Here is a 15832-nt window from a genome sequence, read left to right on the forward strand (position 1 = left end):
TCGGTTATAGTAACTCGATTTGGAGCTCTTTTATAATAAATAAAGTAATTTTCATTTTTACAACGTTATTATAAGTGAGAGGGTAAATATTAAAAATGTTATTTAAACACCTCAAAGTTTTGTTCTAAATTAATCTTATATTTTGAATCAGCTAAATTTTTAGCAATTAACATGCTCATAGTTTCTTCACTAGTATGATGAATCGTTGCATCTTTTAAATACGATTGATAGTTTCTGAAACAATAATCAGTCATTACTATTCTATATAAATTATTTGGATTAATATTATCCAACGTGACACGATTAAAAGGTTCTTTAGTCATATCTACTTTATAATCAAATCCCTGCCACAATGTGTATAGTGTTTCGTCAATAAGCGTAGATTTTAGTGTATCCGCTTCAAACTCAATATATGAATAAGAAAATTCTAATATATCTTTAATACATTGACCTTTTATTGTTAAATCTACAGGTTTATCTGGATATGGATAAGCCTCATAAATTTGACGATTAGATATAATACCATGCAGCCCTTCTTCGCCATTCTTAGGTACGTGAACGCAACTAATTGGGTAATCATAAGCTAATCTAATACTATCATGTAATAATTGAGCAAATGGATGTGGTTGACCTACTAACTCAGCTAAATCTTTAACAGGTAAATTAACATGTTCATCATTTATAACTTCATTTGCCCAATGTTCAACTGCTTTTCTATCATAATACGTTACTTTAAGTAGATCTTCATCTTCGTCATAATCATTTAAATCAATGACCTCTGGCGATATTTCTTCCACTTCATATGTATTCGTTCTTTTTTTAAATTTAATTTTCACATGAACAAGTTCTTCGGCATCTTGTCCGGCTTGAACGTAGACTGTATCATGGTCTTGTCCTACAAGTGTTTGATGTTGGTGTGCAGTTATAATTAAATCAATCACACCAATTTCTTTCATCAATATTTCAGCTTGGTTAACGTTATCTTCATTTTTCTTTTCTGAATTACTAAATTTATCTAATCCACCGTGATATATTACAATTAAAAAGTCAGGTTCTTCTATTTCATGAATATATCTAATCCATCTTTTAGCTGACAGTATTGTTTTTTCAATACTAACGTCTTGTTCCATTTCTGCATATTCATTTTTCATAAGTCCATCTGCAGTTAGTCCAACGATAGCTATTTTCAAATTATCAAAATTTTGAATTGAGTATGGTGTTGAAAAGTATGGTTCTTTAGTTTTGATATATTCTATATTAGCTGATAACCACGGAAATCTTGCTAAAGCAACTGAACGTGTTAAAAACGATAATCCAAATTTAAATTCATTTGGGCTAATACCACTTGCATTATATTGCATTGCATTCATTAATTTTATCATTGGATGACGTTTATATGGCGCAACAATTGCATAATAAAATGCCGCTAGTGAGCCGGCTAAACTACCACCGCTATCCAATAAAATAACTCTTTGATTATTCTCTCTTACTTTATTAACAAATGTTCCAGCACGATAGATATTTGATCCATAATCCCCATTTAAAAAATGACTATGCATATCCGAAGTTACGATTACATCTACGTTTATATTTTCGTTTCTCTCCATCTTAAAACACCTCTCATTATGCATAGTTTAACATGTAATCATATCTTTACGATAACACTTTTACTATACCTATAATTTTTAATTAAAAAAAGACACTCCAAGTAAAAATAGCTTTTAATACTTGAAATGCCTTTAATATAGAATTTAACCAATTTGAATACGTTCTTTAGGATAATGATATTTTTTAGGTTCTTTTCGTCCCCCTATCATTATGATAAAGGAGATTAACCCTACACGTCCGATAAACATTAATATCATCAAAATAATTTTAGTTAAATTACTAATATCATCTGTAACACCTAATGTGAGTCCACACGTACCAAATGCTGACATCACTTCAAAGAACACTTGTAAGAAGGTTAGTTTACCTTGTTCTGCTGCGGATATAATTATCATACTCGTGAATGTTAAAATTGAAGCCATTGTAAACACCATAAATGAACGTTGAATATCCATTATATGAATTTCACGGTTAAACACTTTGATGGATGTTTTATCTGCCGAATTACTAAAATTAATAACAAATAGTATTAAAATAGCAAATGTAGTAGTACGTATACCACCACCTACCGAACTAGGAGATGACCCGATAAACATTAATAAACTCATAATAATATTTGTGGGGTCGCTAAATTGTGAAACGTCTATAGTTTGCAATCCTGCACTTCTCGTTGTAGCAGATTGAAACAGAGAGTAAAACAATGACTGGTGCCAACTCATGCCTTTAAATGCATGATTATGTTCTAAAAGAAATATTATTATCACACCAAATACAAATAAAAATAAATATGTTGAAGTAGTAATTTTCGTAAATAATGAGAATCTAAAGTTAGTTACTCTATTTTTTATATATGCTTTAACTTCAAGTAATACTGGGAATCCTATCGAACCTAAAACTATTAAAAACATTACTATCGTTTGTACAAAATAATCTTTTGCATAAGGCACTAGCGAATCACCAGTAATATCAAGACCACCGTTTGTTGTTGCAGAAATAGAAACAAATATTCCTTGCATGATAGCATATTTTAAATCTGGATTGTCCCTGTAAAAATAAAATGCAAGCAATATTGCGCCGATAAATTCAATAACGATTATTGTTCTAACTATTTCAAGTATCAGCTTAACTGTTCCACTCATTGTATCTTTATTATTATCAAGCATAATGAGTTGACGTTCACGAATACCTATGTGCTTACCTAAAACAACCCACAACAAGGTTCCAATAGCCATAACACCAATGCCACCGATATTTAAAATTACTAATATAATAATTTGACCAAAAGTTGAATAAGTATCCACAATACTGATTGGTGTTAATCCAGTCACACTTATGCCTGATACAGCCACAAAAAGTGTATCTATTGGATTTACGTCAACGCCAGACTTATGCACATATGGTAAATTCAATAATAAAAATGCGACGATAATAGCTGCTAAATAATAAAGTACTATCCCTTGTTGAGGACTGGACCTTTTTAATAGTTGACCAAAAATCGACATTCATTTCACCTCAACATCATTTTAATTTAATATCTATACTTTTCTCTTTACCGTTTCGATATATTTTAGCTTTTAATGTATCTTTATCTTCCCTATGACTAAAAATAATTTGTCTATAACGTAAATTGTCTTCTAATCTTTTACCATCTAATTCTACTATTACATCATCTTTTTTCAACCCTGATTTATCTCCAAGTGAATTAGGTTTAACTTCACCTATTAAAACGCCATTTTTAATTTGATCAGGTAAATTGATGGATTGACGTTCACTATTGTCTATATCAGCAATATTTTTAATTTTAATACCAGTATTAGGATATTCAATTTTACCATCTTTTTCTAACTGTCTAGCCACTTTTTGAGCTTCATTAATAGGAATAGCAAATCCCATTCCTTCAACGTTATCCATATCTATTTTAAGCGATACAATACCTATAAGTTTACCATCTCTATCAACTACTGCACCACCTGAATTCCCTGGATTTACGGGCGCATTAATTTGAAATGCTTTCATTAATACATCATAGCTATCGTCTTTATCTATATCTACTGGTACATGTCTATTCAAACCAGAAATGATACCATCTGATACACTCTCTTTAAAATCTACACCTAAAGGATTACCTACTACTAATATAGGCTCTCCCAAAACTAAATGATTGGAATCTCCAGTTTTAATTGCTTTAACGGACTTATCTACACTTTTGGCTTTTACAACTGCAATATCAGACCATTTATCAGTTCCAACAACCTTACCTTCAACTGATTTATTATTTCCAAATGTAATTTTTTGTTTATCCTTATCACCCACTACGTGAGCGTTAGTCATAATAAAAAGAGAGTCGCCCACTTTTTTGTAGACGACACCTGAACCAATTTCATTATCTGCTTTAGATGTGTTATTAGGAACCGAAGTATCTTTTACTTCTTCATTTTCCACAGTAACAACAGATTTAACTGAACTATTGGCACTTTTCATTGTATCTGTATAATGTTTATTCGTTGGTGATAAAGCACTATCATTGGTGTGATCGTTTTTATTAACGTTAGTAAAAATAGCGTTAAGGATAATTATTAATAAAATAATACCAATAATAATAGCAATTTTAGGCCAATGTTCAATAAAGAATGATTTAATTATATCAATATAATCTTTATTCTTATTATTAGATTTATTTTCTGATGAAGATGCGCTCATATGTATAGCTTTATTGTTGTGATCTTTATCGCGTTCTTTTTCATTTTGATGATGGCTTCTCTCTTTACTTTCTGTTAAACCACTATTTTTAGCTGAACGTGTTTCGTTGTCATTTGTAGCATTTTCTTTTTCATTCTTTGATTTATGCTTACTATTAGATTCGATGTTATTTTCACTAGAATCTTTATCAGTATCTATTTTATTTTTTGACTTATTTTCATCCAAATTATTAAACTCTGAGCTAGTATTTATACTTTTATCAGCATTAATACCATTTTCGTCAGTTTGTTTTAAATCGTTCGTGTTATCTTTTGATTGATTTTTGGATCGCTTTAATTGATGTTCTTCAGGTAACGTTAAATTTGATTCATTATGTGATGATGAGTCTTGGTCGTTGTCCATTTTATTACTAGATTGTGAAGCGATATTTTGTTGTTGTTGAATTTCATCTTTAGTCAATTTTTCTATTCTTGCTTTTCTTAAATTGTCTTTGACTCTTTCTTCATTAACTTTAGATTGATATTCGTCTTTTTTTGCTTGAATTCTTTCTTCTTCCTTTTGTTGTTCTACTCTAGCTTCTCGTTCTTCATTATGGAAGAATTCACGACGTTCTCGTCGATAGTTTTTACGAGGGATGACTTGTTTTTTATTTTTATCCACTAGATAGTTCACTCCTATCATTTCACTCAATTATCTTTATTATGACATACTCAAATAATAATGAGGTAATATTTTCTAGAAAAGATTGTATATTCCTAAGAAAAAGTCCTATGTATACGTAAATTTTAATATTTTATAATTAAAACTGCAATGTTGTATAGTAACAAAAAAGACTTCGTTCTAATTTGAACGAAGTCAATTAATACTATTTCTTTTTCTTTTTATTATTCACTACTGATGTTAACCAACCGATAACAACAAGTAAAATAAGTACTGCCCAGAAGATTGATTGCCATAAAACAGTATGTGGGAATTCTTCAGGTAATATACCAACATCTTCATGTGCTAACACGAGTACTACTAATTTAATACCTACCCAGCCTACAATCGCAAATGCTGCGCCTTCTAAACCAGGATATTTGTTTAATAGTTCAACGAACCATGTAGCAGCAAAACGCATTAAAATAACACCAATCATTCCGCCAAGGAACATTACTGCAAATTGACCTAAATCCATACCTGCGAAATCAATATCAATTTCAGGTAAGGTAACTGCTATTGCTAATGCAGCTAACATTGAGTCAATTGCAAATGCGATATCTGCAAATTCAACTTTAAATACTGTAGCCCAAAATTCTTTCGATCCAACAGCTTTCTCTTGGCCTTCTTCATCAAAATGATGGTCATCATTTTCATGTTTTTGATGGTCTTCTTCAGTCTTATGGAAGAAATCCCATAAGTTTTTAATAGACATGTAAATTAAGTAGATCGCACCAATTGCTTGAATAAACCAAAAATTAGCTATAATACTTATTAAGAATAATGCTATAAATCTAAATACAAATGCACCTAATAAACCATAAAATAATGCTTTTTTTCTTTGTTTAGGTGGCAAATGTTTTACCATAACCGCCATTACGATGGCATTATCAGCAGCTAGTAAACCCTCTAAAAATACTAGTACAATTAGAACCCATCCATAGGATAATAACATACTCGGTTCAAATTCCATTGTGGACAACTCCTTTGATTTAAATTACAAATAAAGAGACCTATGCTAAAAAATAGCAAAGGTCTCACTTAGCAAATATTATTGCCCACTTTACCGGAAGATAAGACTTCGTAATGACGATAAAGTGTAAAATCACTTAATTGTTAAAGTGACCATCAAGTTACTCCCCTCTGACATAAATGTCATAGGTATTTATTTGTGAATATGGTTATTATACAGACATATGTGCATAATGACAATTTATTTTTTTATAAAATTGTAATAACATACTGTTTAATACCCAAACCACTCAATATCAAACATCTTAAAGTAAACTATATAATTTAATTTCTGGGAATTTTTCTTCAAACCAACGTGTTGCAAATTCATTTTCAAATAAGAATACTTTATTATCATAACGATCATTTACAAGTATAGAACGAGATGTATTCATATTATCTTTAATATCATCTTCATTTTCTATCCATCTAGCAATTTTACGTCCTACTTGTTCCATGACAACATCTACATTGTATTCATTTTTCATACGATGTTCGAATACCTCGAATTGTAACTGACCAACAGCACCTAAAATAATTTGATTAGTGTGTAACGTTTTATAGTATTGAATGGCACCTTCTTGAACAAGTTGTTCTATACCTTTATGAAAATGCTTTTGTTTCATTACATTTTTAGCAGAAACTTTCATAAATATTTCTGGAGTAAACTGTGGTAAATCTTGGAAACTGAATTTTTGCTTACCGCCTACTAACGTATCTCCAATTTGGTAATTACCTGTGTCGTATAACCCAATAATATCTCCAGCTACAGCATGGTTAACAGTTTCTTTATCGTCTGCCATAAATGAAGTTGAACGTGTAATTTTTTGTTTCTTACTAGTACGTTGCAATGTAACATCCATACCACGTTCAAATGCACCACTAACAACTCTCATAAATGCAATTCTATCTCGGTGTTTAGGATCCATATTAGCTTGTATTTTAAAGATAAATCCAGAAAAGTCAGTATCAAATGGACTCACTTCAATGTCTTCTTTTGTTTGTCTTGCATTAGGCATTGGTGCATGGTCAACGTATGCATTTAAGAAATTTTGAACACCAAAGTTAGCTAAAGCAGATCCGAAAAATACTGGAGTCAATTCACCATTTAATAATGCATCATTATCAAAATCTTCTCCTGCTCCTTCTACTAACATTAACTCTTCGATAGCTTGTTCAAATGCACTATCATTTTTAATGGCATGATCTTCTTCTAATTCATAATCATCATTTAGATGTAAAATATTTTCTTCATCTCTAAAAGGTTCAATTGATTTACTTTTTCTATCAATAATACCGAAAAAGTTTTGTCCCATTCCTACTGGCCAATTCATTGGATAAGTATCAATATTTAATGTTTCTTCAATTTCTTCTAATAAATCAAATGGTTCTTTACCCACTCGGTCTAATTTATTAATGAAAGTAAAAATAGGTATACCTCTCATTTTACAAACTTTAAATAATTTAAGTGTTTGTGGTTCGATACCTTTAGCACAGTCGATAACCATTACAGCACTATCAACAGCCATTAACGTACGATACGTATCCTCTGAAAAGTCTTCGTGTCCAGGTGTATCTAAAATATTAATTTTATAATCGTCATAATCAAACTGCATGACTGAACTTGTTACTGAGATACCACGCTCTTGTTCAACTTTCATCCAGTCACTTGTAGCAAATTTCCCAGATTTTTTACCTTTAACTGTACCCGCTTCACGAATGGCTCCACTGAAATATAATAGTTTTTCAGTTAATGTTGTTTTACCAGCATCGGGATGGGAAATAATAGCAAAGGTCTTTCTTGACTCTACTTCTTCCTTTAAATTCATTAATCATTCTCCTTTAGTATTGTTTCAATCCAACTTGTTACTTTATTAGCAAGATTTTCTGCTTCATTTTCATCATTAAATGTAAAAAATTGCATTAATAATGTTTCATTAATTTCTTCTATACTTAAGTCATTTGAAATTTCAACTGACCAAAATTGATCAGGTATTGCTATCAATAGTGTTTGATTTAATTTTTGAAAATATACATAAAATTTGTTCGAATCATCTGTATATTCCCTAATCTTCAACTGGTCCACCACCAAATTTTTTATATGCTGCTTCTAGACCTATTAAATCATCTCGATGAGGAACTTTGATATGTCCCGGCATAATTTGGTAAGGTTCTCTACCTTTAGATGCGAGAACAACAGTATCACCTGGTTCAGCGATGTCAATTGCATGTTTAATTCCTTCTGCTCTATCCTCAAATTCTACATAATTTGAATGTGTAGCGCCTTTAGCTAATTCAGCTGTAAGCATTTTCGGATCATCATTAGCGGGATTGTCAGGCGTAAAAATAACATAATCTGCACGACAAGCGACACTACCCATTTCAGGAGTTTTTGTCATATCTCGCTCTCCGGCCATACCCACTAAAAATATTAATTTTTGTTTAACAAATGGTTTAACTGCATCAATTAACTTATTCATTCCATCTGCTGTATGTGCATAATCGATGATTAAATCAATTGGCAAACTAGGATCCAGTACTTCTAAACGTCCCTCAACTGGTTCAAGTGATTTAACTGCTTTAATAATTTCTTCAAATGAAATTCCTTTACTCCAAACCGCAATTATTGCTGCCATAATATTCGATATATTGAATTTGCCGACATATGGACTTTCAACATGATAACTTCCGAATGGCGTTTCAAATTCAAATTTCACGCCTTGCAATGATTCATTAATATTTGTCGCCATGAACTGTGCTTCATTATCAATACCATATGTAAATATTTCATAAGGTGTCACAGAAGCAAGATATTCTGAAAAAGAGTCATCGTTATTTATAACGGCGTATTTTTCTTTTGCTAAGTCTTCACCTAACTGACTAAATAACAATGATTTAGCATGTCCATATGCTTCCATTGTTCCATGAAAATCTAAATGGTCTTGCGTTAAATTGGAGAATATAGCAACATCAAATTCAACACCTCTTAAACGACCAAGTGATAAACCATGACTTGATACTTCTAATGTCATAGCTTCAGCACCTTCATCAGCAGCTTCTTTAATTTTTTTAGTTAAAGATACTGTCTCAGGAGTTGTATTTGCGCCTTTCGTTTTCTTTTCATTAATCTGGAAACCATTTGTACCTAAATAAGCACTATTTTTATTTAGTTTTCTATATATTAGATGAATCATTGTAGCAATAGATGTCTTACCATTTGTACCTGTTACCCCATATGTAACTAGTTGATGGCTTGGAAAGTTAAATAACGTATGTGCTAATAGACTCGCTACTCTCAATGTATCTGGCACAATGACTTGTGTTACTTCACCATTTAATTCTTGTTCTCTATTAACTACAATTATTTTACATCCTTGATCAACTACATTTTGACAAAATTTATGACTATCTACTGTATAACCTTTTGATGCGACAAAAATACTGCCTTCTTTAGCTGTTCTTGAATCAGTAGTAATATCTTCTACTTTTCTTTCTAATGTTCCAATTACTTGTTTTACTCGAATTTTTTCGAACAATACACTCGCATTCAAAATGAATCGCTCCTTTTTTTACAATAAGTCTATTATACACGTTTTAATGGTTATGATAAATTTATTCTTCATATTTAAATGTAATCATTGTCATCGACTTTTTTATAGTAATGTTCTCAACAAAAATTAACATTATTCTATTATATATGTAGTAAATTGGTTGATTATACGATTTTAATCGCCATTTCTTTCAAAAAAGTTTCAACAATTAAATGTAAATTAAAAGCTCATTTATTAATCTAACATTAAAAATGGTTAAAAATACTGTTAGCTCTAGGAAATTAATGATACTTATTAATTGAATCATGCTAACATAAAGTATAGATAAACATTTTATTTGATGTAATTATAAAGAAAATACTTCATCACTATTAAGTATTTTCGAATTTTATTTTAAGATAGTTATGGTATAATGCATAAATACAAATTTTACATCTACATATAAAGTATTACTTGTAGTTTAATCACAAGAAAATTGCTTCAAGTCAATGGTAATGAAATTAACGGAAATCGTGATATTCCTTTTATAATGTATTAAAATACGTTACACTTATTATAAATTTTAAAAATTAACGGAGGGTGGCTTTTAATGGTTACTCAAAATAAAAAAATATTGATTATTACTGGTTCTTTCGGTAACGGTCATATGCAAGTTACTCAAAGTATCGTAAACCAATTAAATGAAATGAATTTGGACCATTTAAGTGTTATTCAACACGACTTATTTATGGAAGCACATCCGATTTTAACTTCTATATGTAAAAAATGGTATATCAATAGTTTTAAATATTTTAGAAACATGTATAAAAACTTTTATTATAGCCGCCCTGATCAACTAGATAAATGTTTTTATAAGTATTATGGTCTAAATAAATTAATAAATATACTGATTAATGAGAAACCAGATTTAATTTTGTTAACATTCCCAACACCAGTAATGTCTGTATTAACAGAACAATTCAATATTAATATTCCAATTGCGACGGTAATGACTGATTATCGAATGCAAAAAAATTGGATTACACCAAAATCAGAACGTTATTATGTTGCTACTGAAACAACTAAAGAAGATTTCATGGAAGTAGGCGTTCCTGCCTCTAACATTAAAGTCACTGGAATCCCTATTTCTAGTAAATTTGAAGAATATATTGATCAAAGAGCGTGGTTGAGTAAACATCATTTAGATCCAGATAGACCAACTATCTTAATGTCTGCAGGCGCATTTGGAGTTTCAAAAGGTTTTGACCAAATGATTAATGAAATCTTAGAGAAAAGTAAACATTCACAAGTTGTTATGATTTGTGGACGCAGTAAAGAATTAAAACGTTCATTACAAGCTAAATTTAAAAATAATCCTGATGTTTTAATATTAGGATTTACTAAACATATGAATGAATGGATGGCATCAAGCCAATTAATGATTACTAAACCAGGCGGAATAACTATTTCAGAAGGATATACTCGCTGTATTCCAATGGTATTTTTAAATCCTGCTCCTGGTCAAGAATTAGAAAATGCGCATTATTTTGAAAAAATGAATATGGGTAAAATTGCTAATACGCCAGAAGAAGCTATTGATATCGTTACGCAGATTACAAATGATGAAACTTTATTAAATAAAATGACTTCTAATATGAAAGAATCTAGAATTGAATATTCTACTTTGAAATTATGTAAAGACTTATTAGAATTATTAGGCCACTCTTCACAACCTGAAGAGATATATGGAAAGGTACCTTTATATGCCAGATTCCTCGTTAAATAATTATTCTAATAATAAAAACTTTATTATTATGTTAGTCATTTTATTTTTAATGGAATTTGCTAGAGGTATGTATATTTTAAGTTATATTAATTACTTACCTACTGTTACATCAATTGCAGTTGCAGTGACATCACTTGCTTTTTCTATTCATTTTATTGCAGATGCTGCGACAAATTTTGTTATTGGCTTTTTATTAAAAAAATTCGGTGCTAGATTAGTGCTAACATCAGGCTTTTTAATGGCATTTCTAAGTTTATTCTTAGTCATCTGGTTTCCGTCATCATCAATTATCATCATTATTAGTGCAATTATGCTCGGTATTGCTGTTAGCCCCATTTGGGTGATTATGTTATCAAGTGTTCAAGAAGATAAACGAGGCAAACAAATGGGCTATGTTTATTTTGCTTGGTTATTAGGTTTATTGGTAGGTTGGGTAGTCATGAATTTTCTAATTAAAATTCATCCCCTACATTTTGTATTTATGATGTCACTAGTAGTTTTAATTGCATGGGTTTTATACTACTTTGTCAATATAAGACTCACAAACTACAATACTAAACCTGTAAAAGAGCAATTATTCCAAATTGTCGATGTAACTAAACGACATATGATTTTATTTCCAGGCATCTTATTACAAGGTGCAGCTATTTCAGCGCTAGTTCCTATATTACCTACATACGCAACTAAAATCGTACATGTATCAACTGTTGAATATACACTAGCAATTATGATTGGTGGCATAGGTTGTGCTTTTTCTATGTTATTCCTTTCAAAAATTATAGATAAAAATAGCAAAGGCTTTATGTATAGTATTATATTTGGCGGTTTCATTTTATATACATTAATGATATTTGGATTATCTTTAATCACAAATATTTATATTGTATGGGGTATCGCTTTATTTATTGGATTAATGTATGGTATTTTACTTCCAGCTTGGAATACATTCATGGCAGGCCATATTAATCCTAAAGAACAAGAAGAAACTTGGGGCGTTTTTAATAGTGTACAAGGTTTCGGTTCTATGATTGGTCCATTATTAGGCGGTTTAATTACTCAATTCACAAATAACTTAAATAATACATTTTATTTTTCTGCATTTATTTTCTTAGTTTTAGCCCTATTTTACGGTTATTACTTTATAAATCGAAAACATGCAAAATAACAGAAAATGGAGTGAGATAGACATCTATTATAAAATAGATACCACTATCTCACTCCATTTTGTTTATGTTTTAACTATTAATAATTATTGGTTTTCAAAATCTAATTAATTTAATTTAAATGTATCGATAACGTTCCATTTGTCATCTTCTGAATGATATTGAAGTAACGATAATTCATCAATTACCTCTTTATGATCTACCCCTGCTAATTCTACTTGACCATAAATATCTTCAAATTCTTGACTTGAAAGACCTTGTGCAATTGTAAAATGAGGTACAAATTGATGTTCAGCCTTACCATAAAAATCATCTGTATCAAATCGATTAAAAATTTCTTCAAGTTCGTCGTTTTTAGCAACTTTAAAGTAAATAACATTATTTACTGGTTTGAAACTTGATGCTTTAGTAGCATGGATATCGATTGATGAGATACCTTTAATTCGAGTTTCAATTTCTTTTTTAACTGAATCTAAATCCGCATCATTAACTTCAAATTGAGATTTCACAGTAATATGTGGCATAATTTGTGCGTAATGAGTGTCATAACGCTTACGATATGCATTTACCTCTTCTTGAAATGACTTTGATGGGATTAACGCTAATCCTAAAATCATTTGAATTCCTCCTTTGTTTAACCTATTTCCATTATAGCAAAATTCCATGAAAACCGTTACTTTAAACTTAAAAATATTTTTTCTATTTTAAACTATATTCTTCAAAATTTTTATACGATGTATAGTTGATTATGATTTTTTAAACAGTATTATTTCAAATTATATCTTTAAAAAACATACCTATTTTTATACTCATTCATTAAGTTAGTCCGGAATTTCTTCATTTAAAAAGTATTTTAGTATATCGCCTAACATTGGTTTCCATGATTTCCAGTTATGGCCGCCATCGAATTCTTGGTACTCATACTTCACATGGTATTGTTTAATAAGTTGATTTAATTCTCGGTTTGGCGTTAAGAAATTCGCACGTTTTCCATTGGTTGGCAAGGTAAAATCTTCTTCTTCTAAACCAATAGCATGCCAAATTGAAAGTTGTTCTTTTGTTTCACAATCTATCAATTTCTCTTTAATGATATCGTCATATTGTGGACTAAGCATAGCTACTTGGCTAAATATAGTTGGATACGTTAATGAAGTAAGTAAAGCTATACTTCCAGCCAAACTATCACCCATTAATAATCGTGCATTACCTACTTTGTAAGTTGAGAAAGTAGCATCAATAAATGGTAATAACTCTTTGCCGATTGCTTTAACAGTTAAATGTGATCGACTACCTTGTGGGTGAAATTCTTCACGTCGTTTTTCAACACTCTCGTAATGAAATCCTACAATAATAGCTCGTTGTATTTCCTGATCTTTACGCAATCTTTCATATTCTCTTTGAATTCTTCCAAATCTTAAAAAATCTAATCCATCAAAACAAATAATCACTTGATGTTTAAATAAATCTGTATAATCTTCAGGTAAATAAATCGATATCGTAACTTCTCTTTCTAAAATATCGCTATAGAATTGATGTTTATTAATTTTACCTGGTTTAAATTCAGACATGTTAAAACGCCCCCTAGTAGTATTAATAACATTGTACCAAGAGACGTTATATTTTTAAATTATGTAGATTTTAAAGTTTTTAATAAATTAAGAAATTCAGTTGTTAATTGTAATTTTAATTCTTTAATAAACAACTATTTTCCGTAAATAAATTCATTAACGTTATATATATAACATCCTGTTTTATTTACTTACTTTTTTCAATCTTTCAGGATAGGTTTTCAACCAAAAGATAGCATTAGGTAGTTTTTTCGCATCAGGTTTATATAATGCATGATAACCTGAACCTAAACGTGACTTCTGTACTTCATAATCTTTTAATGCTTCTATAGCTGGTTTATGTAGTATCCATATCGCTATAATGTTTAACCACGCCATAAGACCTGCCCCTAAATCACCTAAAGCCCAAGCAACATCTGCAGTTTTAATACCACCATATAATGTTGCAATAATGATTCCTAATCTTATGAGAATAAATGCAATATTGGTTGTATGATTGTTTTGCTTTCTAGTTATATAAGCTACATTTGTTTCAGCAATATAGTAATAAGCTATTATTGTCGTAAAAGCAAAGAAGAATAACGCAATTGCTACAAAATAAGAACCTATTCCAGAAAAATGAGTATCAAAATGGTAACTACTACCATGAAATGCTTTATCTATACCTGCTTGTACATACATAGCTGTACCTGAATAATCTTTACTACCATCTGCATTTTCTACAAATACACCACCATTTTTTATTAAATGTGGTGTGCCATTAGCATTATTTTGACCATCTGTAACGTTATATGTACCTGAAAGCAAAATAATTAACGCTGTCGCTGTACATACAAATAAAGTATCCACATAAACTGAAAATGATTGAACTAATCCTTGTTTTGCTGGATGAGATACTTCTGCAGCTGAAGCTGGATGCGGTCCAGTACCTTGCCCTGCTTCATTAGAAAACAGTCCTCTTTTAACTCCAATTTCAATCATAGCGCCTACAATTCCACCAAATGCTGATTGTAATCCAAATGCAGATTTGAATATTTCTGCTAATAATGCTGGAACAGCTTGAATGTTAATCACAATAATGATGATTGCCATCAAAATATAAATTACAGCCATAAATGGTACGACAGCAGTAGCTACATTAGCAATTGAACGTAATCCACCAAAAATGATTAACGCTAAAATAATTACGACGATCACAGCAACTACCCAATTAGGTATATTGAAAGCGTTACTCATAGAACTTGCGATTGCATTTGCTTGTACACCAGGCAATAATAATCCGGCAGATATAATCGTAACTATTGCAAATGCTAATCCGTAAATCTTACCCAACTTACCACCGATACCATATTCGATATAATATGCTGGACCACCACGATATTCACCGTTAACTTCACGTTTAAAGATCTGTCCTAATGTTGATTCAATAAATGCACTACTCGCTCCTAAAAAGGCACTCATCCACATCCAAAATACTGCACCAGGACCTCCAATAAAGATTGCTGTTGATACACCAACTATATTACCAGTACCAACACGCCCCGCTAATGACATGGCTATAGCTTGAAAACTAGAAATACCACTAGGTGATTTTTCTCCCTGAAACATTAAACGAATCATTTCTTTAAAATGTCTTACTTGGAAAAAGCGCATCATTAAACTAAAAAATATACCCGTAAATAATAATCCATATACTAATGGTTTACTCCAAACCAGTTCATTTAAAAATGCAACGATATTTTCAATCATCGTATACCTCCCTAATCA

12 protein-coding genes are annotated in these 15832 nt (G+C 30.5%); 2 read left to right on the forward strand and 10 right to left on the reverse strand.

The window, feature by feature from the left end; translation table 11 throughout:
* Window positions 1-98 precede the first annotated feature (98 nt).
* From LFT63_RS03980 to LFT63_RS04010, 7 genes are all read right to left on the reverse strand, one after another.
* Window positions 99-1607 carry a bifunctional metallophosphatase/5'-nucleotidase gene (locus tag LFT63_RS03980; protein WP_029055556.1) on the reverse strand — a complete coding sequence of 503 codons (1509 nt, stop codon included), beginning with the start codon at window positions 1605-1607 and terminating at the stop codon, window positions 99-101.
* A gap of 144 nt (window positions 1608-1751) precedes the next feature.
* On the reverse strand, window positions 1752-3110 hold the full coding sequence (locus LFT63_RS03985; RefSeq protein ID WP_017637371.1) for a TrkH family potassium uptake protein: 1359 nt from the start codon (window positions 3108-3110) through the stop codon (window positions 1752-1754).
* 16 nt (window positions 3111-3126) lie between these two features.
* Window positions 3127-4968 carry a trypsin-like peptidase domain-containing protein gene (locus tag LFT63_RS03990; protein WP_108016842.1) on the reverse strand — a complete coding sequence of 614 codons (1842 nt, stop codon included), beginning with the start codon at window positions 4966-4968 and terminating at the stop codon, window positions 3127-3129.
* A 205-nt stretch (window positions 4969-5173) separates the two neighbouring features.
* The gene (locus LFT63_RS03995; RefSeq protein WP_340768020.1) at window positions 5174-5980 is read right to left on the reverse strand and encodes a TerC family protein; all 807 of its coding nucleotides are present in this window, start codon (window positions 5978-5980) and stop codon (window positions 5174-5176) included.
* Window positions 5981-6284: 304 nt separating this feature from the next.
* Entirely contained in the window at window positions 6285-7847 is a 1563-nt protein-coding gene (locus LFT63_RS04000; RefSeq protein WP_029055559.1) for a peptide chain release factor 3, read from the reverse strand.
* Window positions 7847-8104 (reverse strand): YueH family protein, encoded by a 258-nt coding sequence (locus tag LFT63_RS04005; RefSeq protein WP_231577495.1) that lies wholly within the window; start codon window positions 8102-8104, stop codon window positions 7847-7849. Before LFT63_RS04005 ends, LFT63_RS04000 begins: the two co-directional genes overlap by 1 nt.
* Window positions 8085-9569 (reverse strand): UDP-N-acetylmuramoyl-L-alanyl-D-glutamate--L-lysine ligase, encoded by a 1485-nt coding sequence (locus LFT63_RS04010; protein ID WP_017637376.1) that lies wholly within the window; start codon window positions 9567-9569, stop codon window positions 8085-8087. Before LFT63_RS04010 ends, LFT63_RS04005 begins: the two co-directional genes overlap by 20 nt.
* A 589-nt stretch (window positions 9570-10158) precedes the next feature.
* On the opposite strand from LFT63_RS04010, the gene LFT63_RS04015 reads away from it, so the two are divergent.
* Both LFT63_RS04015 and ltaA read left to right on the forward strand, forming a co-directional pair.
* Window positions 10159-11334, forward strand: a complete 1176-nt coding sequence (locus tag LFT63_RS04015; protein WP_017637377.1) for a diglucosyl diacylglycerol synthase — start codon at window positions 10159-10161, stop codon at window positions 11332-11334.
* Window positions 11312-12499, forward strand: coding sequence for a lipoteichoic acid biosynthesis MFS flippase LtaA (ltaA, locus tag LFT63_RS04020; RefSeq protein WP_017637378.1), 1188 nt, complete (start codon window positions 11312-11314; stop codon window positions 12497-12499). Before LFT63_RS04015 ends, ltaA begins: the two co-directional genes overlap by 23 nt.
* 105 nt (window positions 12500-12604) lie before the next feature.
* Here ltaA and LFT63_RS04025 read toward each other — a convergent pair whose 3' ends face one another.
* The 3 genes from LFT63_RS04025 to LFT63_RS04035 form a co-directional block, all read right to left on the reverse strand.
* Window positions 12605-13114 (reverse strand): YjcG family protein, encoded by a 510-nt coding sequence (locus LFT63_RS04025; protein ID WP_017637379.1) that lies wholly within the window; start codon window positions 13112-13114, stop codon window positions 12605-12607.
* 204 nt (window positions 13115-13318) lie between these two features.
* Entirely contained in the window at window positions 13319-14065 is a 747-nt protein-coding gene (locus LFT63_RS04030) for an esterase family protein (protein ID WP_340768026.1), read from the reverse strand.
* A gap of 183 nt (window positions 14066-14248) precedes the next feature.
* Window positions 14249-15814 (reverse strand): alanine/glycine:cation symporter family protein, encoded by a 1566-nt coding sequence (locus tag LFT63_RS04035; RefSeq protein WP_340768027.1) that lies wholly within the window; start codon window positions 15812-15814, stop codon window positions 14249-14251.
* Window positions 15815-15832 lie beyond the last annotated feature (18 nt).

It is taken from the genome of Staphylococcus sp. FSL H8-0121 (genome assembly GCF_038008425.1).
In the GTDB taxonomy this organism is placed as follows: Bacteria; Bacillota; Bacilli; order Staphylococcales; family Staphylococcaceae; genus Staphylococcus; species Staphylococcus pasteuri.

Excerpts from the sequence above, each read along its gene's own strand:
- LFT63_RS03980 (WP_029055556.1), bottom strand. The coding sequence starts at position 1,607 with ATGGAGAGAAACGAAAATATAAACGTAGATGTAATCGTAACTTCGGAT.
- LFT63_RS03985 (WP_017637371.1), bottom strand. The coding sequence starts at position 3,110 with ATGTCGATTTTTGGTCAACTATTAAAAAGGTCCAGTCCTCAACAAGGG.
- LFT63_RS03995 (WP_340768020.1), bottom strand. The coding sequence starts at position 5,980 with ATGGAATTTGAACCGAGTATGTTATTATCCTATGGATGGGTTCTAATT.
- LFT63_RS04000 (WP_029055559.1), bottom strand. The coding sequence starts at position 7,847 with ATGAATTTAAAGGAAGAAGTAGAGTCAAGAAAGACCTTTGCTATTATT.
- LFT63_RS04015 (WP_017637377.1), top strand. The coding sequence starts at position 10,159 with ATGGTTACTCAAAATAAAAAAATATTGATTATTACTGGTTCTTTCGGT.
- ltaA (WP_017637378.1), top strand. The coding sequence starts at position 11,312 with ATGCCAGATTCCTCGTTAAATAATTATTCTAATAATAAAAACTTTATT.
- LFT63_RS04025 (WP_017637379.1), bottom strand. The coding sequence starts at position 13,114 with ATGATTTTAGGATTAGCGTTAATCCCATCAAAGTCATTTCAAGAAGAG.
- LFT63_RS04030 (WP_340768026.1), bottom strand. The coding sequence starts at position 14,065 with ATGTCTGAATTTAAACCAGGTAAAATTAATAAACATCAATTCTATAGC.
- LFT63_RS04035 (WP_340768027.1), bottom strand. The coding sequence starts at position 15,814 with ATGATTGAAAATATCGTTGCATTTTTAAATGAACTGGTTTGGAGTAAA.